General features: G+C 69.1%; 29 protein-coding genes and 2 tRNA genes. 12 read left to right on the top strand and 19 right to left on the bottom strand.

The window, feature by feature from the left end; all coding sequences use genetic code 11:
* Nucleotides 1-173: 173 nt before the first annotated feature.
* A tRNA-Ser gene (locus ACQHIV_RS29015) sits at nucleotides 174-263 on the top strand.
* Between the two features lie 132 nt (nucleotides 264-395).
* Here ACQHIV_RS29015 and ACQHIV_RS29010 read toward each other — a convergent pair.
* From ACQHIV_RS29010 to ACQHIV_RS29000, 3 genes are read right to left on the bottom strand one after another with little or no spacing between them, the layout of a single operon-like run.
* Nucleotides 396-923 (bottom strand): RDD family protein, encoded by a 528-nt coding sequence (locus ACQHIV_RS29010; RefSeq protein WP_427886957.1) that lies wholly within the window; start codon nucleotides 921-923, stop codon nucleotides 396-398.
* On the bottom strand, nucleotides 916-1,779 hold the full coding sequence (locus tag ACQHIV_RS29005) for an LLM class flavin-dependent oxidoreductase (RefSeq protein WP_427886955.1): 864 nt from the start codon (nucleotides 1,777-1,779) through the stop codon (nucleotides 916-918). The genes ACQHIV_RS29010 and ACQHIV_RS29005 overlap by 8 nt, the downstream gene beginning before the upstream one ends.
* An 11-nt stretch (nucleotides 1,780-1,790) precedes the next feature.
* Nucleotides 1,791-2,204: a PPOX class F420-dependent oxidoreductase gene (locus ACQHIV_RS29000; protein ID WP_427886953.1), complete on the bottom strand. Its 414-nt coding sequence runs from the start codon at nucleotides 2,202-2,204 to the stop codon at nucleotides 1,791-1,793.
* A 29-nt stretch (nucleotides 2,205-2,233) separates the two neighbouring features.
* Between ACQHIV_RS29000 and ACQHIV_RS28995 the strand changes: the two genes are divergently transcribed.
* Nucleotides 2,234-2,884, top strand: coding sequence for a phosphoribosyltransferase (locus ACQHIV_RS28995; RefSeq protein WP_427886951.1), 651 nt, complete (start codon nucleotides 2,234-2,236; stop codon nucleotides 2,882-2,884).
* A 57-nt stretch (nucleotides 2,885-2,941) separates the two neighbouring features.
* Here ACQHIV_RS28995 and ACQHIV_RS28990 read toward each other — a convergent pair whose 3' ends face one another.
* The 4 genes from ACQHIV_RS28990 to ACQHIV_RS28975 all read right to left on the bottom strand — a co-directional run bounded on the left by ACQHIV_RS28990 (nucleotide 2,942) and on the right by ACQHIV_RS28975 (nucleotide 7,579).
* Complete coding sequence (locus ACQHIV_RS28990; protein WP_427886949.1) at nucleotides 2,942-4,828, bottom strand: phosphoenolpyruvate carboxykinase (GTP); 1,887 nt, start codon at nucleotides 4,826-4,828, stop codon at nucleotides 2,942-2,944.
* A gap of 327 nt (nucleotides 4,829-5,155) precedes the next feature.
* On the bottom strand, nucleotides 5,156-6,352 hold the full coding sequence (locus ACQHIV_RS28985) for a hypothetical protein (RefSeq protein ID WP_427886947.1): 1,197 nt from the start codon (nucleotides 6,350-6,352) through the stop codon (nucleotides 5,156-5,158).
* Nucleotides 6,349-6,939 carry a hypothetical protein gene (locus tag ACQHIV_RS28980; protein ID WP_427886946.1) on the bottom strand — a complete coding sequence of 197 codons (591 nt, stop codon included), beginning with the start codon at nucleotides 6,937-6,939 and terminating at the stop codon, nucleotides 6,349-6,351. The genes ACQHIV_RS28985 and ACQHIV_RS28980 overlap by 4 nt, the downstream gene beginning before the upstream one ends.
* Before the next feature lie 85 nt (nucleotides 6,940-7,024).
* The gene (locus tag ACQHIV_RS28975) at nucleotides 7,025-7,579 is read right to left on the bottom strand and encodes a hypothetical protein (RefSeq protein WP_427886944.1); all 555 of its coding nucleotides are present in this window, start codon (nucleotides 7,577-7,579) and stop codon (nucleotides 7,025-7,027) included.
* Nucleotides 7,580-7,659: 80 nt separating this feature from the next.
* Here ACQHIV_RS28975 and ACQHIV_RS28970 point away from each other — a divergent pair.
* Nucleotides 7,660-7,735, top strand: a tRNA-Arg gene (locus tag ACQHIV_RS28970).
* A 63-nt stretch (nucleotides 7,736-7,798) separates the two neighbouring features.
* Here ACQHIV_RS28970 and ACQHIV_RS28965 read toward each other — a convergent pair.
* Nucleotides 7,799-8,374, bottom strand: a complete 576-nt coding sequence (locus ACQHIV_RS28965) for a DinB family protein (protein WP_427886942.1) — start codon at nucleotides 8,372-8,374, stop codon at nucleotides 7,799-7,801.
* Between the two features lie 46 nt (nucleotides 8,375-8,420).
* On the opposite strand from ACQHIV_RS28965, the gene ACQHIV_RS28960 reads away from it, so the two are divergent.
* Nucleotides 8,421-8,750 (top strand): hypothetical protein, encoded by a 330-nt coding sequence (locus ACQHIV_RS28960; protein ID WP_427886940.1) that lies wholly within the window; start codon nucleotides 8,421-8,423, stop codon nucleotides 8,748-8,750.
* 46 nt (nucleotides 8,751-8,796) lie between these two features.
* Here ACQHIV_RS28960 and ACQHIV_RS28955 read toward each other — a convergent pair whose 3' ends face one another.
* The gene (locus ACQHIV_RS28955) at nucleotides 8,797-9,102 is read right to left on the bottom strand and encodes an SCO4402 family protein (protein WP_427886938.1); all 306 of its coding nucleotides are present in this window, start codon (nucleotides 9,100-9,102) and stop codon (nucleotides 8,797-8,799) included.
* 120 nt (nucleotides 9,103-9,222) lie between these two features.
* Here ACQHIV_RS28955 and ACQHIV_RS28950 point away from each other — a divergent pair, with 120 nt between their 5' ends.
* Entirely contained in the window at nucleotides 9,223-9,624 is a 402-nt protein-coding gene (locus ACQHIV_RS28950) for a VOC family protein (RefSeq protein ID WP_427886936.1), read from the top strand.
* Between the two features lie 218 nt (nucleotides 9,625-9,842).
* On the opposite strand, the gene ACQHIV_RS28945 is transcribed toward ACQHIV_RS28950, so the two are convergent.
* Complete coding sequence (locus ACQHIV_RS28945; protein ID WP_427886935.1) at nucleotides 9,843-10,346, bottom strand: hypothetical protein; 504 nt, start codon at nucleotides 10,344-10,346, stop codon at nucleotides 9,843-9,845.
* 276 nt (nucleotides 10,347-10,622) lie between these two features.
* Between ACQHIV_RS28945 and ACQHIV_RS28940 the strand changes: the two genes are divergently transcribed.
* Nucleotides 10,623-11,711, top strand: coding sequence for a DUF4241 domain-containing protein (locus ACQHIV_RS28940; protein ID WP_427886933.1), 1,089 nt, complete (start codon nucleotides 10,623-10,625; stop codon nucleotides 11,709-11,711).
* Between the two features lie 174 nt (nucleotides 11,712-11,885).
* Here the strand turns inward: ACQHIV_RS28940 and ACQHIV_RS28935 are convergent, their stop codons facing one another.
* The 5 genes from ACQHIV_RS28935 to ACQHIV_RS28915 form a co-directional block, all read right to left on the bottom strand.
* The gene (locus ACQHIV_RS28935) at nucleotides 11,886-12,413 is read right to left on the bottom strand and encodes a hypothetical protein (RefSeq protein WP_427886932.1); all 528 of its coding nucleotides are present in this window, start codon (nucleotides 12,411-12,413) and stop codon (nucleotides 11,886-11,888) included.
* 33 nt (nucleotides 12,414-12,446) lie between these two features.
* Nucleotides 12,447-12,785: a hypothetical protein gene (locus tag ACQHIV_RS28930; RefSeq protein ID WP_427886930.1), complete on the bottom strand. Its 339-nt coding sequence runs from the start codon at nucleotides 12,783-12,785 to the stop codon at nucleotides 12,447-12,449.
* A 225-nt stretch (nucleotides 12,786-13,010) separates the two neighbouring features.
* Nucleotides 13,011-13,592, bottom strand: coding sequence for a helix-turn-helix domain-containing protein (locus tag ACQHIV_RS28925; RefSeq protein ID WP_427886928.1), 582 nt, complete (start codon nucleotides 13,590-13,592; stop codon nucleotides 13,011-13,013).
* 49 nt (nucleotides 13,593-13,641) lie between these two features.
* Entirely contained in the window at nucleotides 13,642-14,373 is a 732-nt protein-coding gene (locus tag ACQHIV_RS28920) for a hypothetical protein (RefSeq protein WP_427886926.1), read from the bottom strand.
* A gap of 41 nt (nucleotides 14,374-14,414) precedes the next feature.
* Complete coding sequence (locus tag ACQHIV_RS28915) at nucleotides 14,415-14,849, bottom strand: VOC family protein (RefSeq protein ID WP_427886924.1); 435 nt, start codon at nucleotides 14,847-14,849, stop codon at nucleotides 14,415-14,417.
* A gap of 83 nt (nucleotides 14,850-14,932) precedes the next feature.
* Between ACQHIV_RS28915 and ACQHIV_RS28910 the strand changes: the two genes are divergently transcribed.
* From ACQHIV_RS28910 to ACQHIV_RS28895, 4 genes are all read left to right on the top strand, one after another.
* Complete coding sequence (locus ACQHIV_RS28910) at nucleotides 14,933-15,685, top strand: phosphotransferase (protein WP_427886922.1); 753 nt, start codon at nucleotides 14,933-14,935, stop codon at nucleotides 15,683-15,685.
* 24 nt (nucleotides 15,686-15,709) lie between these two features.
* Nucleotides 15,710-16,486, top strand: a complete 777-nt coding sequence (locus ACQHIV_RS28905) for a class I SAM-dependent methyltransferase (RefSeq protein ID WP_427886921.1) — start codon at nucleotides 15,710-15,712, stop codon at nucleotides 16,484-16,486.
* A 27-nt stretch (nucleotides 16,487-16,513) separates the two neighbouring features.
* Nucleotides 16,514-17,179 (top strand): DUF6652 family protein, encoded by a 666-nt coding sequence (locus tag ACQHIV_RS28900; protein ID WP_427886920.1) that lies wholly within the window; start codon nucleotides 16,514-16,516, stop codon nucleotides 17,177-17,179.
* 88 nt (nucleotides 17,180-17,267) lie between these two features.
* The gene (locus ACQHIV_RS28895) at nucleotides 17,268-18,131 is read left to right on the top strand and encodes an alpha/beta fold hydrolase (RefSeq protein WP_427886918.1); all 864 of its coding nucleotides are present in this window, start codon (nucleotides 17,268-17,270) and stop codon (nucleotides 18,129-18,131) included.
* On the opposite strand, the gene ACQHIV_RS28890 is transcribed toward ACQHIV_RS28895, so the two are convergent.
* From ACQHIV_RS28890 to ACQHIV_RS28875, 4 genes are all read right to left on the bottom strand, one after another.
* Nucleotides 18,128-18,787 carry a nucleotidyltransferase domain-containing protein gene (locus ACQHIV_RS28890; RefSeq protein WP_427886916.1) on the bottom strand — a complete coding sequence of 220 codons (660 nt, stop codon included), beginning with the start codon at nucleotides 18,785-18,787 and terminating at the stop codon, nucleotides 18,128-18,130. The genes ACQHIV_RS28895 and ACQHIV_RS28890 overlap by 4 nt on opposite strands.
* Complete coding sequence (locus tag ACQHIV_RS28885) at nucleotides 18,784-19,323, bottom strand: histidine phosphatase family protein (RefSeq protein WP_427886914.1); 540 nt, start codon at nucleotides 19,321-19,323, stop codon at nucleotides 18,784-18,786. Before ACQHIV_RS28885 ends, ACQHIV_RS28890 begins: the two co-directional genes overlap by 4 nt.
* Nucleotides 19,323-19,667: a ClpX C4-type zinc finger protein gene (locus tag ACQHIV_RS28880; protein ID WP_427886912.1), complete on the bottom strand. Its 345-nt coding sequence runs from the start codon at nucleotides 19,665-19,667 to the stop codon at nucleotides 19,323-19,325. The genes ACQHIV_RS28885 and ACQHIV_RS28880 overlap by 1 nt, the downstream gene beginning before the upstream one ends.
* Nucleotides 19,668-19,741: 74 nt before the next feature.
* A complete protein-coding gene (locus ACQHIV_RS28875; RefSeq protein ID WP_427886910.1) occupies nucleotides 19,742-20,374 on the bottom strand; it encodes a methyltransferase domain-containing protein in 633 nt (210 codons plus the stop codon).
* A gap of 52 nt (nucleotides 20,375-20,426) precedes the next feature.
* Here ACQHIV_RS28875 and ACQHIV_RS28870 point away from each other — a divergent pair, with 52 nt between their 5' ends.
* Both ACQHIV_RS28870 and ACQHIV_RS28865 read left to right on the top strand, forming a co-directional pair.
* Nucleotides 20,427-20,837 (top strand): hypothetical protein, encoded by a 411-nt coding sequence (locus ACQHIV_RS28870; RefSeq protein WP_427886908.1) that lies wholly within the window; start codon nucleotides 20,427-20,429, stop codon nucleotides 20,835-20,837.
* On the top strand, nucleotides 20,837-21,187 hold the full coding sequence (locus ACQHIV_RS28865) for a hypothetical protein (protein ID WP_427886907.1): 351 nt from the start codon (nucleotides 20,837-20,839) through the stop codon (nucleotides 21,185-21,187). Before ACQHIV_RS28870 ends, ACQHIV_RS28865 begins: the two co-directional genes overlap by 1 nt.
* The last annotated feature ends 3 nt before the right edge of the window (nucleotides 21,188-21,190 follow it).

Genomic DNA, 21,190 nt, shown 5'->3' with positions numbered 1-21,190 from the left:
CCGCCACTCAGCGTGGCGACCCGCGCGGCGCAGCCTGGTGTTCCCCTCCGCGCACCCGGCGCGGGTCGGCGGAAAGGCGCCGGCGTCCGGGCCGGGGACAACCCGTTTTGGCAGCGGGCCGGTCGAGCAGATAGGCTTGGCCGTCGTCGCGTCCCCGCGTGGGGACCGTCGGAGGAGGCGTCGCCTAGTCCGGTCGATGGCGCCCGCCTGCTAAGCGGGTTGAGGGTAAACCCCTCTCGCGAGTTCAAATCTCGCCGCCTCCGCTCTGGGAGCTCCTTGCCTGCAGAAAGCGCAGGTGGGGAGCTCCGGCCTTTTCTGGGGGTGCAACCCCCAGGCCCCGCCCGGCGGGGCTCCGCCCCCCCGGGCCCCCGTCTGTGCGTGGCTGGGTTTGCTGGTCAGCTCGGGCCTACCGCGGTGTTGGCGGCGAGGTCGTGGGGGCCTCGGGCGTCCTTGCGGAAGGCGACCATCGCCAGGTAGGTGAGCGGGAGGACGTAGACCGCGATCAGGCCGGTGGTGATCCAGGCCGGGGTCGGGGAGCCGGCGGCCGCCAGTTGCCAGATGAAGAAGTGCGCCAGTTCCCAGGGGATCAGTTTGACGACGGTCCGGACGAGGATCTGGCGGCGCGTCGGCGGGGTGCCGGTTCGGGGGTCGGTCACCTGGAGGTGGAGCGCGCGTTTGCCGACGGTCGCGTGCCTGGCGGATGCCTCGGTGGTGAAGAGGTAGATGCCCACCGGGAGCACGAGCAGCACGAAGCCGAGGGTTTCGGCCCCGGCCGTGCCGACCAGGTCGAGCCAGTTCGGCAGCGATCCGGTGATCAGGTAGACGACCAGGGCCGCCCCGGCCAGTACGGCGAGCCAGGCGCAGATCAGCAGGTAGTCGATCAGCAGTGCGGCGATCCGGCGACGGAAGGCGCGACTACGCATCGAGGGACCGGACCGCTTCGGCGATCCGTTCCACGGTGCGCGGCGTCATCGGGTCGCCGGAGATGATCAGGTGGTCCACGCCCAGTTCCTGGTACGCCGTGATCGCCGCCGGCAGGTCTGCGACCGGGATCGCCTGGGGGCTCGGGTCCGTCGACGGCTGCTCGGGGTCGCGGACGACGAGGCCGACGGTGCGGGTGATGGTCTCGCGGTGCGCGGTCTTCAGCGCGTCGTCGAGCGTCTGCAGCCGTTCGTCGAGCTTCTCGGACGGGACGCCGTACCAGGCGGTGTTCCAGGCGTCGGCCCACTGGGTGACGAGCCTGAGCATCCGCGGGCGGTGTCCGGCGACCAGGAGCGGGACGCGGTGCGGCGGCGCCGGGTCGAGGTTCGCGTCGCGCGCCGAGTAATAGGTGCCGTCGTACGTGACGGTCTCACCGCGGAGCAGGCGGGCGACGATCTCCAGCCACTCGGTGAAGCGGCCGACGCGGTGATCGGTGGGCAGGCCGAAGGTCTCGTACTCCGGGTCGTGCCAGCCGGCGCCGACGCCGAGGGTCAGCCGCCCGCCGGAGACCTCGTCGAGCGTGGCGGCCATCTTCGCCGTCAGGCCCGGATCGCGGAACGATGCGCAGAGCACCATGTTGCCCAGCTCGACCCGTTCGGTGACCGCGGCGACCGCGGACAACAGGGTCCAGCTGTCGTGCATCCCGAAGACCTGGCCGTCGCCGTCGCGGTACAGGAAGTGGTCCGCGATCCAGACCGAGTCCAGCCCACCCTGCTCGGCCGCCTCGGCGACCGCCCGGACGTCCCGCCACCCCGGCATCCCGCCACCCGGCCCGTCGCCGGCACCGAGCGGAAGCATCACTCCGACCTTCACGCCCACGGTCCCACCCCGCCGATCTTGTCGACGGCGATGTGGGTGATGTACCCCGGCGGCGGCTCGGCGCCCGGGAAGAACTCGGCGTCCGGGCCGATGTAGGTCTTCGCGAGGTTCCGCAGTACATCGACCGCGCCGCCCTCGGTGATCCGTGCCGTGCCGGTGATCACCAGGTACTCGGCCAGCCCCGTCTCGTTGACGACGTCGGTCTCCACCGTCAGCACGACCCGGCCGTCGCGGCGGATGTTCTTCACCTTGCGGTTGTTCGGGATGTGCCCGGCGATGATCTCGTCGCCGTCCAGCCCGACCCAGATCACCGACGCCTGCGGACTGCCGTCGGGGTTGATCGTCACCAGATGCCCGAGGGCCTTCGACTCGAGTACCGCTCGCGCGCTGTCAGGGATTCGCATGCGGTCAACGTAGTTGGATCATGGGTCCTATGAGGAGGCCGTACCGGGATCGGGAGACCGCCGGCCGGGCACTGGCCGAGGAGATCGGCCCGGTCGCCGGCTCCGTCCTGGTCCTCGGGCTGGCGCGCGGCGGCGTACTCGTCGCGGCCCCGGTCGCGGACGCCCTCGGCGCGGAGCTCGACGTCCTGGTCGTCCGCAAGCTCGGCGTCCCGTGGCAGCCGGAGCTGGCGATGGGCGCGATCGCCGGCGTCGGCGAGGAGCTGTACCTGGTCCGCAACGAGCCGGTCGCGGCGGGCGTCGACCCGGACGCGATCGAGGCGGTACGCCGGTCCGAGGAGCGCGAGCTGCGCCGCCGCGAGTCGACGTACCGCGGCGACCGGCCGCCGATCGACGTACGGGACCGTGCCGTCGTCCTGGTCGACGACGGCCTCGCCACCGGTACGACGATGCGCGCCGCGGTGGACGCGGTACGCCGGCAACGGCCCGCGCAGGTGATCGCCGCCGTACCCGTAGGCAGTACGACCAGTTGTCGCGGACTCCGGGCGGACCGGGTGGTGTGCCCGTGGTTCCCGCAGTACTTCACCGCGGTCGGGCAGGCGTACCGCGACTTCTCGGAGGTCAGCGACGACCAGGTACGGCGGGTGCTGGCGGAAAGTACAGCGCGGCGCCCCGGGAGGTGATCCGGGGCGCCGCGCTGTCGTCCGGCCGCCGGCTTCCGACTCGGCGGCCGGTGCCGGTCAGCCCAGGCGGGCCTTGAGGTTGTCGAGTTCGACCTTCAACGACGCCGGGACGGTGTCGCCGAGCTTCGCGAACCACTCCTCGATCAGCGGGAGCTCGGCCTTCCACTCGTCGGCGTCGACGTTCAGCGCGATCTCCAGGTCCTGCGCGGTCACGTCCAGCCCGGTGACGTCCAGCGCGCCGGCGGCCGGCACCCGGCCGATCGGCGTCTCGACCGCGTCGGCCTGACCCTCGATCCGGTCGATGACCCACTTCAGCACCCGGCTGTTCTCACCGAAGCCCGGCCAGACGAACTTGCCCGCGTCGTCCTTGCGGAACCAGTTCACGTAGAAGATCTTCGGCAGCCGCGCCGCGTCGTGCTGCTTGCCGACGGTCAGCCAGTGGTCGAAGTACTGCCCCGCGTCGTACCCGAGGAACGGCAGCATCGCCATCGGGTCCCGCCGTACGACGCCTACCTGGCCGACGGCCGCCGCGGTCGTCTCCGAGGACAGCGTCGCACCCATGAACACGCCGTGCGCCCAGTCCCGGGACTCGGTCACCAGCGGTACGGTCGTCGCCCGCCGGCCGCCGAAGATGATCGCGGAGATCGGGACCCCGTTCGGGTCGTCGTACTCGTCGGCGAGGATCGGGCACTGCGTGATCGGCGTACAGAACCGGCTGTTCGGGTGGCTGGACAGCTCGCCCGAGTCCGGCGTCCACTCGCGGCCCTTCCAGTCGGTCAGGTGGTCCGGCGGGGTCGGCGAGTAGCCCTCCCACCAGACGTCGCCGTCGTCGGTGAGCGCGACGTTCGTGAAGACCGAGTTGCCCTTCTCGATCGTCCGCATCGCGTTCGGGTTGGTCTTCCAGCCGGTGCCAGGGGCAACGCCGAAGAGCCCGAACTCCGGGTTCACGGCGTACAGCCGGCCGTCCTTGCCGAACCGCATCCAGGCGATGTCGTCGCCGAGCGTCTCGACCTCCCAGCCCTCCAGCGTCGGGTCGAGCATCGCCAGGTTGGTCTTGCCGCAGGCGCTCGGGAACGCCGCCGCGACGTAGTGCACCTTCTTCTCCGGCGAGATCAGCTTGAGGATCAGCATGTGCTCGGCCAGCCAGCCCTCGTCGCGCGCCATCGCGGACGCGATCCGCAGCGAGTAGCACTTCTTGCCGAGCAGCGAGTTGCCGCCGTACCCGGAGCCGTACGACCAGATCGCCCGCTCCTCCGGGAACTGCACGATGTACTTCTCGTCGTTGCACGGCCACGGCACGTCCTGCTCGCCCGGTTGCAGTGGCGCGCCGACCGAGTGCAGACAGGGGACGTACGGCGCGTCCGCGCCCATCTTCTCGAGTACCTCGGCGCCGCTGCGGCACATGATCCGCATCGAGGCCACGACGTACGCCGAGTCCGTGATCTCGACGCCGAACATCGGCTTCTCGGCGGTCAGCGGGCCCATGCAGAACGGGACGACGTACATCGTCCGGCCGCGCATCGCGCCGCTGTACAAGTTCTTGAGCGTCGCCTTCATCTCCGCCGGCGCGACCCAGTTGTTGGTCGGCCCCGCGTCCTTCTCCTCGACCGAGCAGATGAACGTGCGCTGCTCGACGCGCGCGACGTCCGACGGGTCGGTGCGGACCCAGAACGAGTTCGGCTTCTTCTCGTCGTTCAGCCGGACCATGGTGCCGGCCGCGATCAGCTCGTCGGTGAGCTTCGCGTACTCCGCGTCCGACCCGTCGACCCAGTGGATCCGGTCCGGCTGGGTGAGCGCGGCGACCTCGGCCACCCAGGCCAGCAGGCCGGCGTGCTGGGTCGGCGCGTCGCTCAGGTCGTACTGCCGGTCGGTCGCCGGGAGGGTGGCGGTGCTGTCGGCTCGGTGGTCGGCTTTGGTCCGGGTCGGATTGGCGATCGTCGTCATTCGCGGCTCATTCCCTCTCGGCTGCCGGGTCCGGTGACGTCCCGGCCTCTCGACGCTGAAAGGCGGGTACGGCGTCCGGCCGCCGGGGTCTCCGGCGGTTCGGTGCAGCTGGCTGGCGGTGTGATCTGTCGCATACCAGTAGTTCCAGTGGATACATACCAGTGTGCAAGTGGTTTTAACGGTACGCGACGTCGCCGGGGTCTGAGAACCCCTAGAACGTGAACCCGGTCACAAAGTTTTCGCGACAATCGCTTTCCGGTGCCGCTTGTGAAAATGAGAACGGCCCGCGCGGGGTGCGCGGGCCGTTCCAGGAGATTTTGCGGTCCTTCAGCTGGTCTGCCGCCAGATGTCGTTGACCAGCCGCTGCACGTCCGGCGCCTCGACGGTCTGCCCGTACGCCATCACCCCGACCAGCCACCAGTGACCGCCGCTCTGGAACGCGCGGGTCATCGTGATCGTGTACGGCGCCGCGGTCGACACGCTCAACCAGGTCCGTGCGTCCTTCGCGGTGGCCGGCACGGTCGTCCGGTAGATCGCCGTCCACTGCTTGTCGAAGCCCGGCCGGTCGGCCAGGCACTTCGCGAGCGTCGCGCACGGGTGCAGCGCGAACTGGGCCTGCATCGCGTTCTTCAGCCCGCCCGGCGCGTAGTCGTTCTTGGTCACGACCTTCCGCAGGATCAGCTGCGACGACTCGCCGAGGAACGCCACCTGCGGCGGCCGCGGCCAGCCGAACGCGAACGGGAGCTCGGCGTTCGCCACCACCTGAACGTCGGCGTTCGCCGGGTACGTCGCACCGAAGACACCGGCCGAACCGTCGGGGCGCTTGTACGCCGCGGTCGTCGGCCGCTCGATCGGCGGGATCAGCACCCGGGGCGCGTACGGCTCCGGGCTGACCGCGGGCGCGCCGGCCGCGGGATCGGTGGGCTTGGCCTTCACCGCGCTGCCGATCGCGGTGCCGACGGAGTACGCGACCGTGAACACGATCAGTACGGCGACGGCGACCACGGCGTACACCCAGGCACCGATCTTGCGGCGGTACTGCCGGGCGATCTCGATCCTGGACGGCTGTTGCGTCTCCTGCGGTTGCTGTGGTTCCGGGGGGCGGTCGACGTAGGACGGGATGTTGGTGGCTGGTGGTGGCGCGGCGGCGCCGTACCTGCTGAGCTGATCGCGGACCGCGCGCAGCGAGTCCTCGTCGTTGCCGACGATGCCGTCCAGCGGGTCGATCAGTCGCTCGGCGCCGGTCTGGCCCGCGATCAGCTGGGTGATCGCGTACGGGCGCTCGGCGTTGAAGCTCGCCGCCCAGAGCGGGGTCTCCTGCCGGCCGGGGACCAGCGCGGCGTCGCGGCTCGCGCCGGCCAGCCGGTCGACGACGGTCTGGTTCTCCGCGCCGGCCTCGCTCAGGATCAGCGCGACGATTTCCATCCCGGTGAACGACCGCCCGTGCCACAGCTCCGCCAGCGGGTGCTGCAGGATCCGCTGGTCCAGCTGGTAGCCGGGGATCTCCGGCGTGCCGTTGGTCACTTGCTCTCCCAGATCGCCCGGTCCGCGAGCGCCAGCGCCGCCTGCTGCGCGGAGTCCCCGTCGATCGGGTTGGCCGTGTACTCCACCAGTACGACGACGTCGGCGTGCTGGACGAGCGCGTGCACGTTCCACGACTCGCCCGCCAGCCCGCTCTCCGTCCGGCTGACCTTCGTCGGGTACGGCCGGTCCTTGTCGTACGACTTCAGCGGCGACCGGGTGAACGTCCGCTTCGCGACCTGGTCCGGCGTGAACGGCGTGTTCCCCGCGCCGGCGTCCTGCCCGCCGTACGGCGTGATCGTGACCTTCACGCTCGCCGACGTGTACGCCCGGACCTTCGCCCGCGAACTGCCCGCCTGGCAGGTGATCTCCGACGTACCGCCCTGGATCATCGTCACCGGCCCGGCCGATGCCTTCGGCAACAGGGCGGACACGTCGCCGATCTTCGCGCACAGGTCCTTCGGCAGCGCCCGCGGCGCCGGGATGTCGCCCTGCGTCACCGGCTCGCCGACCGCGAACCCGACCCCGCCGCCGACCAGCGCGGCCACTCCGCACCCGATCGCCGTACCCCGCACCAGCCGACTAGCCATGCCCGCGACCTTAGCCACGCGGAGGTCCTCCCTCACCCGACGAACACCCCGCGTTAGACGAACGTCACCGAACTCCGGTTCCGTCTCATCCGAGGAGTGTCCGCACCGACCCGCCGGACTCCGTGAGCTTCGTACCGAGGCCGTTCAGCGCTTCCCCCACCGTCGCGAGAATCCCCGACAGCTCCTGCAGGTTCCCGGCCAGACTCTCGATTTCCGTCGCGACCCCGCCGATCTGCCCACTCCCGTGGTTCAGCTTCTTCGCCGCCGCACCCCCGACCCCCGGAATCTTGTCCAGCTCACCCGCCAGCCCCGCCAGCATCCCCGCCGCGTCGTGCAGCCGGTCCTTCGCCGCGTTCATGGTCCCCGCACTCCCGCTCAGCGCCTTCCGCGCCCCACCCTCCCCGTCCTCCCCGACAAGCGCCCCCGCCGCCTTCCCCGCCTGCTCCCCAGCCTCCGCCAGCCCCGCCCCGATCGTCTTCAGCAACTCCGGCAACTTCCCGATGAACCCCACCGCGTCGTCGGGCAACCCCCGCACCAGATTCAGCACCTTCTGGAAGTCGTCCGAGTTCTCCATCACGAACCCGACCGCCTTCTTCACGTCCCCCAGATCCCGCCCACCGAACAGCTCCTCAAGTCCCATGCGCGGATCGTAGAGCCCCCTCCCAGAGCCCGATTGGCAAACATCCGCCCCCTCCATGTATCGTTACTCGACGTTGTCCAGCGCTCGTAGCTCAACGGATAGAGCATCTGACTACGGATCAGAAGGTTGGGGGTTCGAATCCCTCCGAGCGCGCCACGCAAAACACCAACACCAGGTCTCTGACCTGGTGTTTTGCGTTTCCGGGGACACCTGCTCCGGTCAGGTGGTGGCGTGGAGGTCGGCGGCTGCTTGGACTTTGGTGACGTACGCCTGCCACTTGGCCGGGGCGCCGAAGTCGGTGTGGTCCGGGCCTGCTCGGCCGTCGACCAGTTCGCGGACGACGTCGATGTGGCCGCCGTGGCGGCATTCCTCGCCGAGCACGATGACGATCATGTCTCCGAGAGTCGTCGACCGGTGGGCCTCGTCCCAGTGGGGTACCTCGCCCGGGGCGTCCAGGCCGAGCATCTCGATGGTCCGGTCCGCCTGCGCGCAGGCTTCGTCGTACCAGCTCAGAATCGCCGCGCTCGACTCCGTGGACCGTACCCACATGTCGCCGTTGTGCCAGAGTTCTTCTTCCCAGTCGTCCGGCAGGGGCGGTGGCGGAAGGGGGCGGCCGAAGGTCTCGCACAGGTACGCATGTTCGATGCCGCCGAGATGCCTGAGAATCCCGAGCAGGTTGCTTCCCGTAGGCGTCAACGGCCGGCGCAGGTCGTACTCCGTCAGGCCTTCGAACTTGCTGCGATTCGTCTCTCGCGCTCCGCGGAGGGACTCGTGCAGCCGCGACTTCAGATCCATAGCCGAAGCCAAACACAACGCACCGACACTGCTTTGAAAGGTGTTCATGTCCGACGTGCCAGTCGCTCGCCCGAAGATTGTTTGCCTGTGCGGTTCCCTCCGCTTCAGCAAGGAGTTGGCGGCCGAGCGCACCCGCTTGACGCTCGACCTGGCGATCGTGCTGGCCCCGGAGGCCACCGACGTACCTGACCTCGACCCTTCGCTCGTGCAGGCCCTGGGCGAGCTACACCTCCGCCGGATCGACCTCGCGGACGAGGTACGCATCGTGAACCCCAACGGCTACATCGGCGAAACCACCCGCCGCGAAATCATCTACGCCACCACATCAGGCAAGCCCATTACGTACTTCCATGACCATCCGACGGACGACAGCTAAGACGTAGTACGGCGCCCGCGCCAGCTGCGGCGGCTCGAACTTCGGCTCAACCCTCGTCGGCGAACCATCGAGCATCGGTCGAGGTGGCGCCCTGCCTTTCCGATACAGCCACGACGGCGGCGACCACCCTGCGAACTACGACGGCTTCTCGTTGGTCGCGGAGGATGGTTCCAATCGAATCCGCTGGATCATGGATGTCCCAGAAGGTGTCATCTACCAGCCAGTGGACCGCGTTCGTCACGTCGGGCCAACGAGGGTCGTGGCCGGCTCCGTCCGTCGTCGGTGGTTCTGAGGCGAGTACGTCCAACGCCTCGATCACATCGCGACGCCGCGCGGGCCACTGCACGTCCACGGACGCATCGTGCCATCTGATCCGTACCGCGCTGACCTCGGTTGCCAGCTCTCGGGAATCGCACGCCTAGAGTGGGCTGACTCGTTAACGAACCGGGATACCCGAAGGAGTCGACGAAGCATGCAGGGTTCCGAGGAAGCGCCGGGGTTCCACTGGAATGCGGTGTGCATCGATTGCGGGCCTGGTGAGTATGACGCTGAGGTTGCCTTCTATCGCGACCTGCTCGGGGTGGAGGTGGCTGAGCGGGAGCCGCGTTGGGCTGCGATGCAGGATCCTCAGAGCGGCATGTGGCTCAACATCCAGGCCAACGACTGGTACGTCGCCCCGGTATGGCCGGAGGTGGTGCCCGCGCAGACGAAGATGATGCACTTCGAGATCCGCGTGGACGACGTACAGGCTGCGGTCATCAGGGCACTCTCGTACGGCGCCCGCGAGGCCCGCCAACAGCCGGCCGACCGAGACCCCAACAGATTAAGAGTGATGCTGGACCCGGCCGGCCACCCCTTCTGCCTGTGGAGCTGACGTCCGCATGTCGCGCGCGAATGACCTGGACTTTGTCAGCGAGGTTGTGGTCGCCTTACCGGGCCGACAACTTCGACGCTGTGGATGCGTTCCTGGCGACCGGTGGCGTGGACGAGATAGTCGCGAAGCGGTTCCCACACAAACGCGGATTCGAAACCGTGTGAGTTCCCAGGAATGGCTTGAGCACCAGAACACCTGACCTCCCGCCGCCAGGACCGTCATCGTTCCTCCGAGATCTGGAGCACGGACTCTCGCAGCGGCGGGCCCGAGCGGTCCCGTTGTGATCCGGAGACGACGAGACTCGTTCCGTCGTCGGCGAAGGCGTACTCGCGGGCGGTGCCGGACCAGTCGCGGCGGCGGATTGGTCGGCGTACCAACCGATCCAGCCAGTCGGCAGCACCTGCCGCCTGTTCCGAGACCGGACCGCCGAACGTGGACGGCAGCACGCGTATGTCGTCCCGATCCAGGACGAACAACTGAGTATGAAGACTCCCTGTCGTCGTCACGGCGCCGTTGTAGTACGCCCCGACCGTCAGCAGCGTCGAGTTGTCCACGATGAGATCCGCCCAGACCAGACACCGCCCGTCGTCTGACCCAACCTGCATACCGTCGTACCAATCCTCCGGTGCCGTCGATGGCACCCAGCCCACCGTCCGAGCCCGAACCACCTCGACGAACTCGGCCTCATCCTCCGTCAGCGGCGGTACCTCGTCACGCGGCATGGGCAACAGAGTGAACGGTTCGAGTGGGGCCCGGCAACTCGGCTGGGTAGTCTCTCGCGGATGAGTGATGGTGCGCGGGGTCGGGTTGAGGCGTTTGTTGTGGATTTTCGGGGATGTTGGGAGCGGGCGGGGAAGGTTCCGGATGAGCGGGGGTTGGCTTCGGGGCAGATGGATGTGTGGCTGGGGGAGCTTGCTCGGTTGGTTGACGTGCACTTTGTGCCTGGCGCGCAGACGGGAGCGGAAGGGGTTCTGTCCGGGGATCCGGCGCATGATCCGGTGAGTGAGTCCGTGACGGAGGTCGTCGAGCAAGGCGACCACGCGACGGTGCGTTCGGTGATGGAAGGTGGCGGACTGCCTCGGTACTTCGAGTACCGGCTGGAGCGTCGCGAGGGAGAGTGGCGAATCGCGCGGATCCTGTCGTTCCTCGACCCGCCCGGTACGCCGTTGGTCGACGCGGCCGAGGCCGAACGGTTGCTTGCGGCGCCGAAGTTCGACGTACCCCTCGGGGACATCGCGGCCGACCTCGAGCTGGACATCCCGAGTCTGTTCGAGGCGGGCCGTCTGGTTGCGCCCTTCGATACACCCGAACCACTCGCCGTACATCAGCTCGGCGGCATCACCTGCGCGTCGGGCGTCCTGACCGTCCGCGATTTCGGCTACCTCGACTTCGACCTCGAGCCGCTCGCTCAGCGAATTCCGCCCGGCACCTACCCCGTCGAGGTCGCGACGGTCGCCGGTACGAACGTCGCGCTGCGGCTCCGGCTCTCGGACCTCCCGGCCGCAACCTGGCATCCCGCGCCCCGTACGAACGGCTCGCACATCGTCGGTGTCGACTACGGCAACGTGGCATTCCTCGACCTCGCGAACCTCGTCCGCTGCGACGCGCAGTACGCCGACGAGCTGTTCCTGCTGCAGTCCGAGAAAGCGAACCCAGGTACGACGTTCAGCCTGCTGGGCGAGGTGGTCGACGGGGCGATGGTCACCAGCGGGTACGGCGACGGCGGGTATCCGTGCTACTGGGGTGTCGCCGCCGACGGCAGCCGGGTCGCGCTAGTGGTCGACTTCCTCGTGCTGACGGAAGACCGGCAAGTAGTCCTGACCGCGCCGTGGCAGCCCGGGATCGTCGACGTCGACGATGACGTCGAGATCGTCGAGCACGACGGCGGCTACACGGTCCGCCACCGCGGCGGCCGCATCCGCAAGCTCCGGATCCTCGGCCCGGACGACGCCGTACTCATGGACGGTGACCGCCTGGGCCTCTCCGTCATCGGCGACGTCCGTAGTCAAACCTGGTCGACCTCCACGCCAGCACCCGCCGGTTCACTCCTCGAACTCACCGTCGACGACGGCTACCGCCACATCTGACGCCGCGCGACCTACATACTGAGGTGTGGACGACCGGCGGCGGTTGGGTCGGCGCCGTGACAGTCGGGCTGGTGCTGGTCGGTGTGTTGCTCGTCGTCACCGCGGGTTAGCGATGACGTCGGCACGGCAGGCGCTCTGCTGGTTTCGGTTGGCTGGCTCTGATCGTCTCGGTCGTTAGGCGCACGCGGTGGTCAGGTAGGTGAGGGGGATTTGGGCGCGGGTGCGGAGTTCGGTGGGGTCGGCGTACGGGATGAGGCGTGTCCATGAGATCAGGCGGTGTACGGCGGTGAGGGGTTCTGTGGCGGCGAGGTCTTGGCGGAGTACGGCGGGGTCGGCGGCGAGGTGGTTGTGCCAGATCGTCAGGTAGGTGGTGACGAGGTCGGCGCGGTCTTCGGGGGAGAGCGGCGCGCGGGTCCACTCGGCGACTGAGTCGAGGAAGCCGTGCAGGGTGACGAACGGGTGCGCCCACAGGGTGTTGCCGAAGTCGAAGAAGCGGGGGCGGAGTACGCCGGTCGTGCGGTCAGCGAAGATGTTCGCCGGGTAGACGTCGTTGACCTCCAGGTCGAGCGGTACGAGGTCACTGACGCACGCCCGATCCAGTAGGTCGGCCGCCCGCTCCCACCCCGCCGACCTCCACCACCGAACCCACTGCCCCTCCGCATCCGGCCCCAACCCCCGCGCCTCCGGCACCCGACCCAACATCCCGCGACCCTAGTGCTGGCAGGTTCCTTCCGATCAGCTTCGTTCGCGAGGCGGCGGCTGATTTCGACGTACGGCTGACACCGGAGTAGTCGGTACTTCGGGACGTGCTCCGGACCGATGATTCGTCAGTAGACGCTCGGCGCGGACTGTCAGCAGGTGGAGCTCCCGGTCGGTGTCGTTCCCGTCGAGGATGAACTCGAGTACGTTGTCGTCGGTGTAGTAGCGGCGGACCAGTTGCCCCAGGTCGGACGCCGATGCGTTCTCCAGGTGCAGGCGCTTGGCGAGTACGACGATGTCGGCGGCGTCCTTGCGGCGCTGGGCGACGAGCTTGGTGGCCAGCAGGAACTCGTCGCTGGCGTAGGTGATGTGCAAGCCGGGCGTATCGCCGTGGTCAGCGATCCGTCGGGAAGCGGTGGCATCCACGGGCCGGCGTGGGTGTTGAGCCAGTCCTCGGGAAGTTTCCGGTCGGCCGCCATCGCTCGTGCTTCCTCGAGTACGGCGTCGTCGCGGGTGATGGCGTCGATGTCTTCAGTACGACGAGGGCTGTCGTCCGCCGTCACCGCGATCGCCGCACCCACAACGACCGACGACGACCGATTAGGCGGTCACCAGATCACGGGCCGGAACGAAGATGTTGAGTCGGGCGAGGTACGCCGGGGTTCGGGCGACGATCTCGTCGGGATCGAGGAAGAGGTGCTCAGGGATCCAAGGCTCCGGGAGGGGTGCGATCTTGGTCCACTCGGGTGGTTCCTCATCGGCCGCACGGAACTCTTCCGCGGTCAGAGCGGCCAGTAAGGCGTCGAAGGCGGGCTGACCCGTGGTCGCGGGCGCCGCCTCCCACGCAGCCTCGGACCCGTCGCGTCGGCGCAGCAGCAGGCGTAGGTGGTCGCGTCCCTGGAGCAGCATTCGCCAGGCCCAATCTTCGTCGGTCGCCTCGCGGATGGCCGTCGCGGTCGCCGGCGCCGTCATGATCCGATACTCGCGCGCCGCATGCAGGGCATGGGCGATCCGTCGTGCCCGCAGGAAGAACTGTGCAGTCGGCTTGGTCTTGCCGGAGCGGTAGGTGGAGAGACGAGAAGCCGATGTGCCGAGGGCAGTGGCGAACGCGGCTTGCGACAGGCCGCTCTCCGTGAGAGCGCTGTCGAGCAGTTCGGTGACCGCCTTACTGTCCTTGTCCATCTCCCCGCACTCCTGAGCGTTATCTGATCAGATAATATCGTCGAGTTGGTCAGCGACGCCAGCCGAAACGACGGGAGCGCTCGGCCGGTGGGCAGCTCAAGAGCTGTTGGGCCATGTCGTCGGCGGCTTGGGATGGGGTTGGGGCGGTGCTGGTGAGGTGTAGGAGCAGTTGGTGGTGGCCTGGGGGTTCGATGGAGAGTTGTACGCCGTCCGCGTTCCAGGCTGGGCTGATCCAGCGTAGGTGGGGGACTGTGGTGAGGCGGTCCGTGAGGAGGCGGGCGGTCGCGCGGCGGGGGGTTTCCCAGGAGCGGTCGGTGGTGGCTCGGTGTACTTCGGTCAGGTACTGGGTTCGGTCGAAGTGGAGGTCGGGTAGGTCCCACGGGCGGCCGTCTGCGGTCAGGTCGGTGAGTGGGTCGTCGAAGACGCCGGTGTAGTCGCGGAAGTCGACCCACGAGATTCGCCGGCGGTCCGGGGAGGGCACGATGTACGGCGCGATCACGCCACAGCCCGGCTCCCCGCAAGAACACCGGTAGACAGCCACCCGCCGCCCGGCATCGTCCGGCACCAGCGGGCCGAGATCGCAGGTCGGGTCCGGCGCGAGTGGGCCGAGGTCAGGGGTGGGGGCCGGTGTCGGTGGGCCGAGGATTGCGGCTGGGTCGAAGCCCTGCCGGTCAGGGGCGACCGCTGCGAACGGGTTCTGCCCGTCCACCAGGATCGCGACCACGGGCCAGTCCGGTTGTTCGTTGCGTACTTCGAAGTGCAGGCTGAGCACAGCGTTCATGCGAAGCGGCGTTCATCGGCACGCCGCGGGCCATCGTCGGTCTAGTCGAGGCAGAAGTCGTTGCCCTCGACATCGTTCATCCAGATGCAGGACTCGTTCACGGCGTCGGCGCGCTGGAGCAGGACCTCTGTCGCGCCGAGCGCCATCAGCCGATCCCGTTCGGCCATGAGGGCCGCGAGCCGCTCGTCACCGACAAGCCCGGTGCCGACGCGTACGTCGAGATGTACGCGGTTCTTCACGACCTTGCCCTCGGGTACGCGCTGGAAGAACAGCCGCGGCCCCTCGCCGTTCGGGTCGGTGCAGGCGAACCAGCTTCCCGCCTCCTCCGGCGGCAGCGTCGCGTTGTACTCGTCCCACGACGCGAACCCGTCCGGCGGTTCAGGCGCGACGTACCCGAGCACCTCGCACCAGAAGCGCGCGACCCGCTCCGGGTCAGCGCAGTCGAAGGTGATCTGGACCTTGCGCACCGTTGTCACCGCACCACGGTAAAGGTGCCGTCGGCACCGGGTCCACCGTAAATCCGTATCGCCGCGCCGCCCGGCCCGCCATCATGGACCGGATGGACGTCGAGGAAGAGCTGACCGGCGGGAACGTCGCGGACCGCGTCGTCCGGATCGGGGCGACCGTACGGAAGCCTGCGCTCGCGCACACGGCCGGTGTCGAGGCGGTTCTCGAGCACCTCGACGGTACGACGTTCGCGCCGCGGACGCTGGGGCGGGACGACCAGGACAGGCATGTGCTCGAGTACCTCCCGGGCACGCTGGCGGACACGATGCCGCCGTTCTCCCTCGACGAGCTGCGCCGCCTCGGCCGGCTGATCCGCGAGTACCACGACGCGATGACGACCTTCGACCCGCCGGCGGACGCGGCCTGGAACCCCGCCGTACCGGATCCGGCCGGCGGCGACCTGATCCTGCACGGCGACCTCGCGCCGTGGAACCTGGTCTGCAGCGACGACCGCTGGGCCTTCATCGACTGGGACAACGCGGGCCCGTCGACGCGGCTGTGGGATCTCGGGTACGCCGCGCAGACGCTCGTACCGCTGCTGCCGACCGGCGAGGTCACGGTCGACGCCCCGCGGTTGCGCGCCTTCGTCGACGGCTACGGGCTCGACCACGAGCAGCGGCTGGCGTTCCCGGCGCGGATGGCGGCCCGTACGCGCGGTTCGTACGACCTGCTCGTCCGTGGCCACGAAACCGGCGAGGAACCGTGGGCGACGCACTACGCGACCGGTCACGGCGACTTCTGGGGACCCGCCGCGGAGTACTCGGCCAAGCATCACGACGAGTGGGTCGAGGCCTTGATCCACTAGGAACTCACCTCGCGAAGGAGCCTGATGAGCACCAACCGGAGGGCCGACGGCAGCGCCGGCGACGCGGACTACGGCCGGATCGGCGAGGGCTACACGTCGTACCGGCAGCCCGAACCGGAGTTCGAGGCCGCGATCCGCGCCGCGCTCGGTCCCGCCCGGACCGTCCTGAACGTGGGCGCCGGCGCCGGTTCGTACGAGCCGCGCGACCTCGCCGTGACCGCGGTCGAGCCGTCCGCGAAGATGCGCGCCCAGCGCCCGGCGGACCGGGTCGCGGCGATCGACGGGACCGCCGAGAGCCTGCCGTTCGACGACGACACGTTCGACGCCGCGATGGCGACGTTCACCGTACACCAGTGGTCCGGCCTGAACGCCGGTCTGGCTGAGGTACGCCGGGTGACGCGCGGCCCGGTCGTCGTACTGACGTGTGACCCGGCCGCGCTGCGGAAGTTCTGGCTGCACGAGTACGCGCCCGAGGCGATCGACACCGAGGCCCGCCGGTACCCGACCGTCGACGCGATCCTGGCCGGCCTCGGCGGCGGCAGCGCGACGTCGCTGCCGATCCCGCTGCGCTGCGTCGACGGATTCGGCGAGGCGTACTACGGGCGGCCCGAGCGACTGCTCGATCCCGGCGCGCGGCAGGCGAACTCGGCGTGGAGCTTCGTCGCGCCCGAGGTCCACGAGCGGTTCGAGACGACGCTGGGCAACGACTTGTCCAGTGGCGCCTGGGATGCGAAGTACGGCGCGCTGCGGACGCAGGAGCACCTCGACGGCTCGCTGGTACTGATCGTTTCACCGGGCTGACCTGCCCGGCCGCGAGAATGAGCCACCATGGCCACGGTGCTGAGCGGAATCCTCGCCCTGGGCGCGGTCGTGATGGCGATCGTTGCCCTCGGCATCGGGGTGCACTGGCCCTACCGGATCGACGGACCGGGAGCGCTGTCGGCCGCGTTCGGTTCGTTCAGCACGTGGCTCGTGGTCTACTTGCTCGCGTCCGTACTCGTGGTGGTCGACGCGGTCCGGCTGTCCCGGCGCCGCGACCTCGACGCGCTGCAGCGGTCGGCGAACCTGGTGAAGCTGTTCGCCGTGCCGTTCTTCGTGCTGAACTTCGTCGCGTTCGCCGAGTCGGTCCTGGTCGCCGGCGCCCGCGAGGGCGATCACCTCGGGATCGACGGGTTCGTGCTGGCGCTGGTCGTGGTCGTCCTCACGTACGTCGCGCTGCTGCCGACGTCGACGTACGGCGTTGCTGTCCTGGTGCTGCTCCGCAAGGACGAGCGGATCGGACGGATCTTCTTCGGCGTGAACGTGGTGCTGCATTTCCTGTTCGTGATGGACGTACTCAGCTCGATCGTGGTGGTCGAGGTCGCCCGGTCCATCCTCGGCCACCGCCCGACGGCGCGGCTGCGCAACCTGCTGCCCGCCGTACTCGCCGCACCGCGATCCGCCTCTTCGTGCAAGGCGACACCGAGACCCTCGCCCGAACCGCCCGTACCGTGAAGCTCGTGATGATCTGCGTAGCCGTCGCTTACCTCACGCTGACCCAACGCCCTCGAACCAGAGGCTCAAGCCAAGCAGTTGGCGTCCGATGAGCGAGTCGTACGTCATGGCCAACGGAGTACGGCATTGGGTGCGGATCGTTGGGGATGTCCGCGCCAAGACGCCGGTCGTGGTGGTGCACGGCGGTCCGGGTGGGTTCGCCTACGACTTCGAGCGGCTGACCGGCCCGCGGCTGGAGCGGCTCGGGCCGGTCGTGTACTACGAGCAGCGCGGGTCGGGGCGCAGCGCGGCGCCGGTTGACGGGGAGTACGCCGTACCTGTGCTGGTGGACGATCTCGAGCAGCTGCGCCGTCAGCTCGGGCTGCCGCGGATGGTGCTGCTCGGGATCTCGTTCGGAGGCGAGTTGGCGGCCGAGTACGCCGTGGCGTATCCGGAGCGTGTCGACGGGCTCATCCTGCAGGGCACCGCTCTCGCGGGTCCGCTCAGTGTGTCGCCGTGGCCCGGCGGGTTCGAGGCTGTTGCGGCGGACGCTGCGATGCGTACGGCGATCCGCGCGGCCGTCGACCGTTCGGGTCCGCGCGCCGTGTGGGACGTCGTCGATCGGGAAACCACGGACCGGTTCCTGTTCCACCAGCCTGAGGTTGGCCGGCGCGTCCGCGAGCTGTGGGCGGAGAGCGGTCTCGTCAACACCGGCGCAATGGCGGCCGCTGTGGCCGCCCAGCCGGCCCGCGCCGTACCGCTCGCCGACGACCTGGCCGCGGTGGATCTCCCGGTGCTGATCCTGATCGGCCTCTGGGACCGCAACGCCGGCGTCGACGGCCCGCGCGACCTGGCCACCCGCCTTCCGCGCGCCCACCTCTGCGTCTTCGCCAACAGTGCTCACTTCCCGAACGCCGAAGAGCCGGAGCAGTACGTCGAGGAAGTCGAGCGCTTCCTCCGCACGTCCAGCTAGTGGTCGAGGAGGGTGAGGTAGCTGCGGGCTGCGGTGACGCTTGCGTGGGTTTCGGGGGTCTGGAGCTCGTCCAGTAGCTGGTAGAGGGCGGCTAGTTGGGATTGGGGGGTGGTGGTTGGTGGGCCGCCGAGGAATTGGATGGTTTGGGGTGCGTCGGGGGAGCGGCGGGCGACCTGTTTGGCGGCTATGGGGATGAGGGCGATTCGGAGTGCGTGTTGCTCGGTGGCGGTCTTGGGGGTTGCTGGTTCGCGGGGGCCTTCGTTCAGGTAGGTGTTGAAGGTAGCGGGGGTGCGGCGGATCGGGTGGTGTTCGAAGAGGAGCTTGCTGTCGGCGGGCCAGTAGGCCAGGGACAGTGGGTGGATATGCCAGTCGACCCAGAGCGGGAGGCCGTCCACGACGTACTGGGCGCTGCTCGCTCGAGTGCCGGCTGGGCCGTTGTGGCGGGCGTCGATGGTGACGGTGCGGTTGGTGCTCGGGAGGACCACGGCGTCCGGATCCTCGGCGACGAGGAGGAGGTCGACGTCGCTCCAGTCGTCGGCTTGGCCGGTGCCCAGGGAGCCGACGAGGGCTGCGCCGGCGATGGTGGGGTCTGCCTGGAGGACGGTTGTTGTTGCCTGCAGCCAGCGGCTGCGGAGGTTCACGAGTCGGCTGGTCATCGGGAGAGGGACACCTCGTCGGTGGGGAGGGTGAAGGGGTGTACGGAGCAGTGGGGGATGGTTTGGGTGCCGGTGAGGGTTTCGATGACGACGCTGTGGCAGACGGCTATCACGGGGGTCGGGTGGCGGCGGAGGGCGGTGAGGGCTCGGTGGCGGACGGAGGTGTGGGGTTCCCAGGTGCGGGTTTCGCCGGCGGGCCAGGTGCCGTTGTGGCGCTTGCGGTCCTCGGCGGCGGCGAGGGCTTCGGGGGTGCGCCAGGTGAGGGTGTTGTCGGGGAGCCATTCGCGGAGGTCGACGTCGACGGCGGTGAGCGGAAGGTGGGTTTCGGCGGCGATCAGGGCGGCGGTTTGGAGGGCGCGCGTCATCGGTGAGGCGATGATGTGCTCGGCGCCGCAGTCGCGGAGGCGGCGGCCGGCGTCCTTCGCCTGGTGGATGCCGCGCGCGGACAGTGGTGCGAAGTCGCGCGCGGGGCCCCACCAGCCTTCGGCGTCCAGTTGGGTGCCGTCGGCCTCGCCGTGGCGGACGAGCAGGATCATCATTCCTCCCCGGAGTACCGTTCCCAGGCCGACTGCCTGCTGATCCCGAGCGCTTCGCCGATCCGCGCCCAGGTCACCGACCGCGAGCGCAACCGCAGTACGCGATCCTGTACGGCGGCCTCGACCTGCCCGCGGGACGCGTCGAGGCGGGCCATGTCGGCCAGCAGTTCCTCGTCGGTCTTCCCGTCCAGCGGCGGGAACGACGGCAGTGGCTTGTCACTCATCACGCGTTCGCACAGCTCGACGCATTCGTTGCAGATGAACACGCCCGGGCCGGCGATCAGGTGCTCCACCTCGTCGCGGACCTTTCCGCAGAACGAGCATCGCAAGACGTTGTCGGACATCATGGCCTCCTCGGGAATCTGTCAGGTATCGCCTGACAAGGTTGTGTCAGGGTATGCCTGACACGCCCCGAAGGTCAACGGCGTGCGATGACATAAGCCCGCCGCGTGGTCTCCCCCTCACCAGGCTCGCGGACCGTTGTCGACCAGATGCCGAAGCCGGCTGCCCGCAGCAGTTCCGCGATCTCGTCCGGCTGCTGCCGGTACCACTCCAACGCGATCGGGGTGCCGTACAGCTCGGTCCGCCGGCTGCTCTCGCTGCCGACCTGGAACGCCAGCATCAGCACCCCACCCGGCGCGAGCACCCGATGGAACTCGGCGAACACCTGCGCCCGCAGCTCCCACGGGGTGTGGATGATCGAGTAGAACGCGAGTACGCCGCCGAGCTCCGCGTCGGGCAGGTCGAGCGCCAGCAGCGAACCCTCCTCGAACCGCAGGTCCGGGTACGTACGCCGCGCCAGCGCGACCATCCCCGGCGACAGGTCGACCCCGAACGCGTCCAGCCCGAGCCGTGCCAGCACCGTCGTCACCCGGCCCGACCCGCACCCGACGTCCACGACCGGTCTGTTGCCGTTGGCAAGTATCAGCTCGGCGAACACCGACAGCAGACCGCGCTCCAGCGGCAGGTCGTCCAGGCCCGCGCCGACCACGTCCGCATGCCGCTCCGCCAGTACGTCGTACGACTCCCGCGTCGCCGTCAGATCCACCATGACGCGCGAGCGTAGACGGCCCCGCCGACAAAAACCGGGCAGAATCCCCAGCATGCCGACGTACGTGCGCTACCAGAGTCCCGTCCCCGACCGCCGCTGCCGCCGGATCGGCATCTTCGGCCTCGTCAACATGCTCGCGTACCGCGGCTACCTGACCGCCGACGAGGAACGGTTCCGGCGTACGACGAACGACTGGTACGACGCGGCGTACGAGAAACCGTCCGGCGTCTACGAGGCCGACCCGCTGGCCGCCTCCTGGTTCAAGACCACGGCAACCCACCTGCTCGAGCCGATCCCGGGCTACCTGCAGATCCTCGCCGCGCACAACCTCCCGTGCGAGCGCTACACCTCCGCCGCCCCCGGCCGGGTCCTGTACGAGGACGACCACCAACTCGTCGTCGTCCCAGCGCCCGACGACACCGCCCCGACCACGATCATGTGGCTCCGGCCGAAGGTGGAGTGATGGGCCTCGTCTACGTGACCGGCTCGTCCGGGGTGGGGAAGACCGCGGTGGGGGACGAGCTGCGGCGGCGGGGGTACGTCGTGTACGACGTCGACCGGGATCGGCTGGCGCGGTGGTTCGACGCCGGCGGTGCCGAGGTGGCGATGCCGGCCGAGCGGGACGACGCCTGGTTCGCGGACCACACCTACCGCGTGCCACCCGAAACGCTCCGGGCTCGAGCGCGGCGGAACTGCAACGTGTCCTTCGCTGGCACCAAGATGTCGACGCCGACAACGCGAGGTACGGCGCCGTGCTGGTCGATGCGAGTGGTGCCGTACGTGAGGTCGCCGATCGTCTCCTCGGCGTATTGAATG

Origin of the sequence: Kribbella polygonati, assembly GCF_050320105.1 — a bacterium.
GTDB lineage: Bacteria > Actinomycetota > Actinomycetes > Propionibacteriales > Kribbellaceae > Kribbella.
The sequence above is the reverse complement of the archived record's forward strand: the minus strand, read 5'-3'. Positions and strand labels throughout refer to the sequence as shown.

Coding starts and splice junctions, on each gene's coding strand:
- ACQHIV_RS29010 (WP_427886957.1), bottom strand. CDS start 923: ATGCGTAGTCGCGCCTTCCGTCGCCGGATCGCCGCACTGCTGATCGAC.
- ACQHIV_RS29005 (WP_427886955.1), bottom strand. CDS start 1,779: ATGCTTCCGCTCGGTGCCGGCGACGGGCCGGGTGGCGGGATGCCGGGG.
- ACQHIV_RS29000 (WP_427886953.1), bottom strand. CDS start 2,204: ATGCGAATCCCTGACAGCGCGCGAGCGGTACTCGAGTCGAAGGCCCTC.
- ACQHIV_RS28995 (WP_427886951.1), top strand. CDS start 2,234: ATGAGGAGGCCGTACCGGGATCGGGAGACCGCCGGCCGGGCACTGGCC.
- ACQHIV_RS28990 (WP_427886949.1), bottom strand. CDS start 4,828: ATGACGACGATCGCCAATCCGACCCGGACCAAAGCCGACCACCGAGCC.
- ACQHIV_RS28980 (WP_427886946.1), bottom strand. CDS start 6,939: ATGGCTAGTCGGCTGGTGCGGGGTACGGCGATCGGGTGCGGAGTGGCC.
- ACQHIV_RS28975 (WP_427886944.1), bottom strand. CDS start 7,579: ATGGGACTTGAGGAGCTGTTCGGTGGGCGGGATCTGGGGGACGTGAAG.
- ACQHIV_RS28965 (WP_427886942.1), bottom strand. CDS start 8,374: ATGGATCTGAAGTCGCGGCTGCACGAGTCCCTCCGCGGAGCGCGAGAG.
- ACQHIV_RS28960 (WP_427886940.1), top strand. CDS start 8,421: ATGTCCGACGTGCCAGTCGCTCGCCCGAAGATTGTTTGCCTGTGCGGT.
- ACQHIV_RS28950 (WP_427886936.1), top strand. CDS start 9,223: ATGCAGGGTTCCGAGGAAGCGCCGGGGTTCCACTGGAATGCGGTGTGC.
- ACQHIV_RS28945 (WP_427886935.1), bottom strand. CDS start 10,346: ATGCCGCGTGACGAGGTACCGCCGCTGACGGAGGATGAGGCCGAGTTC.
- ACQHIV_RS28935 (WP_427886932.1), bottom strand. CDS start 12,413: ATGTTGGGTCGGGTGCCGGAGGCGCGGGGGTTGGGGCCGGATGCGGAG.
- ACQHIV_RS28925 (WP_427886928.1), bottom strand. CDS start 13,592: ATGGACAAGGACAGTAAGGCGGTCACCGAACTGCTCGACAGCGCTCTC.
- ACQHIV_RS28920 (WP_427886926.1), bottom strand. CDS start 14,373: ATGAACGCTGTGCTCAGCCTGCACTTCGAAGTACGCAACGAACAACCG.
- ACQHIV_RS28910 (WP_427886922.1), top strand. CDS start 14,933: ATGGACGTCGAGGAAGAGCTGACCGGCGGGAACGTCGCGGACCGCGTC.
- ACQHIV_RS28905 (WP_427886921.1), top strand. CDS start 15,710: ATGAGCACCAACCGGAGGGCCGACGGCAGCGCCGGCGACGCGGACTAC.
- ACQHIV_RS28900 (WP_427886920.1), top strand. CDS start 16,514: ATGGCCACGGTGCTGAGCGGAATCCTCGCCCTGGGCGCGGTCGTGATG.
- ACQHIV_RS28895 (WP_427886918.1), top strand. CDS start 17,268: ATGAGCGAGTCGTACGTCATGGCCAACGGAGTACGGCATTGGGTGCGG.
- ACQHIV_RS28890 (WP_427886916.1), bottom strand. CDS start 18,787: ATGACCAGCCGACTCGTGAACCTCCGCAGCCGCTGGCTGCAGGCAACA.
- ACQHIV_RS28885 (WP_427886914.1), bottom strand. CDS start 19,323: ATGATCCTGCTCGTCCGCCACGGCGAGGCCGACGGCACCCAACTGGAC.
- ACQHIV_RS28880 (WP_427886912.1), bottom strand. CDS start 19,667: ATGTCCGACAACGTCTTGCGATGCTCGTTCTGCGGAAAGGTCCGCGAC.
- ACQHIV_RS28875 (WP_427886910.1), bottom strand. CDS start 20,374: ATGGTGGATCTGACGGCGACGCGGGAGTCGTACGACGTACTGGCGGAG.
- ACQHIV_RS28870 (WP_427886908.1), top strand. CDS start 20,427: ATGCCGACGTACGTGCGCTACCAGAGTCCCGTCCCCGACCGCCGCTGC.
- ACQHIV_RS28865 (WP_427886907.1), top strand. CDS start 20,837: ATGGGCCTCGTCTACGTGACCGGCTCGTCCGGGGTGGGGAAGACCGCG.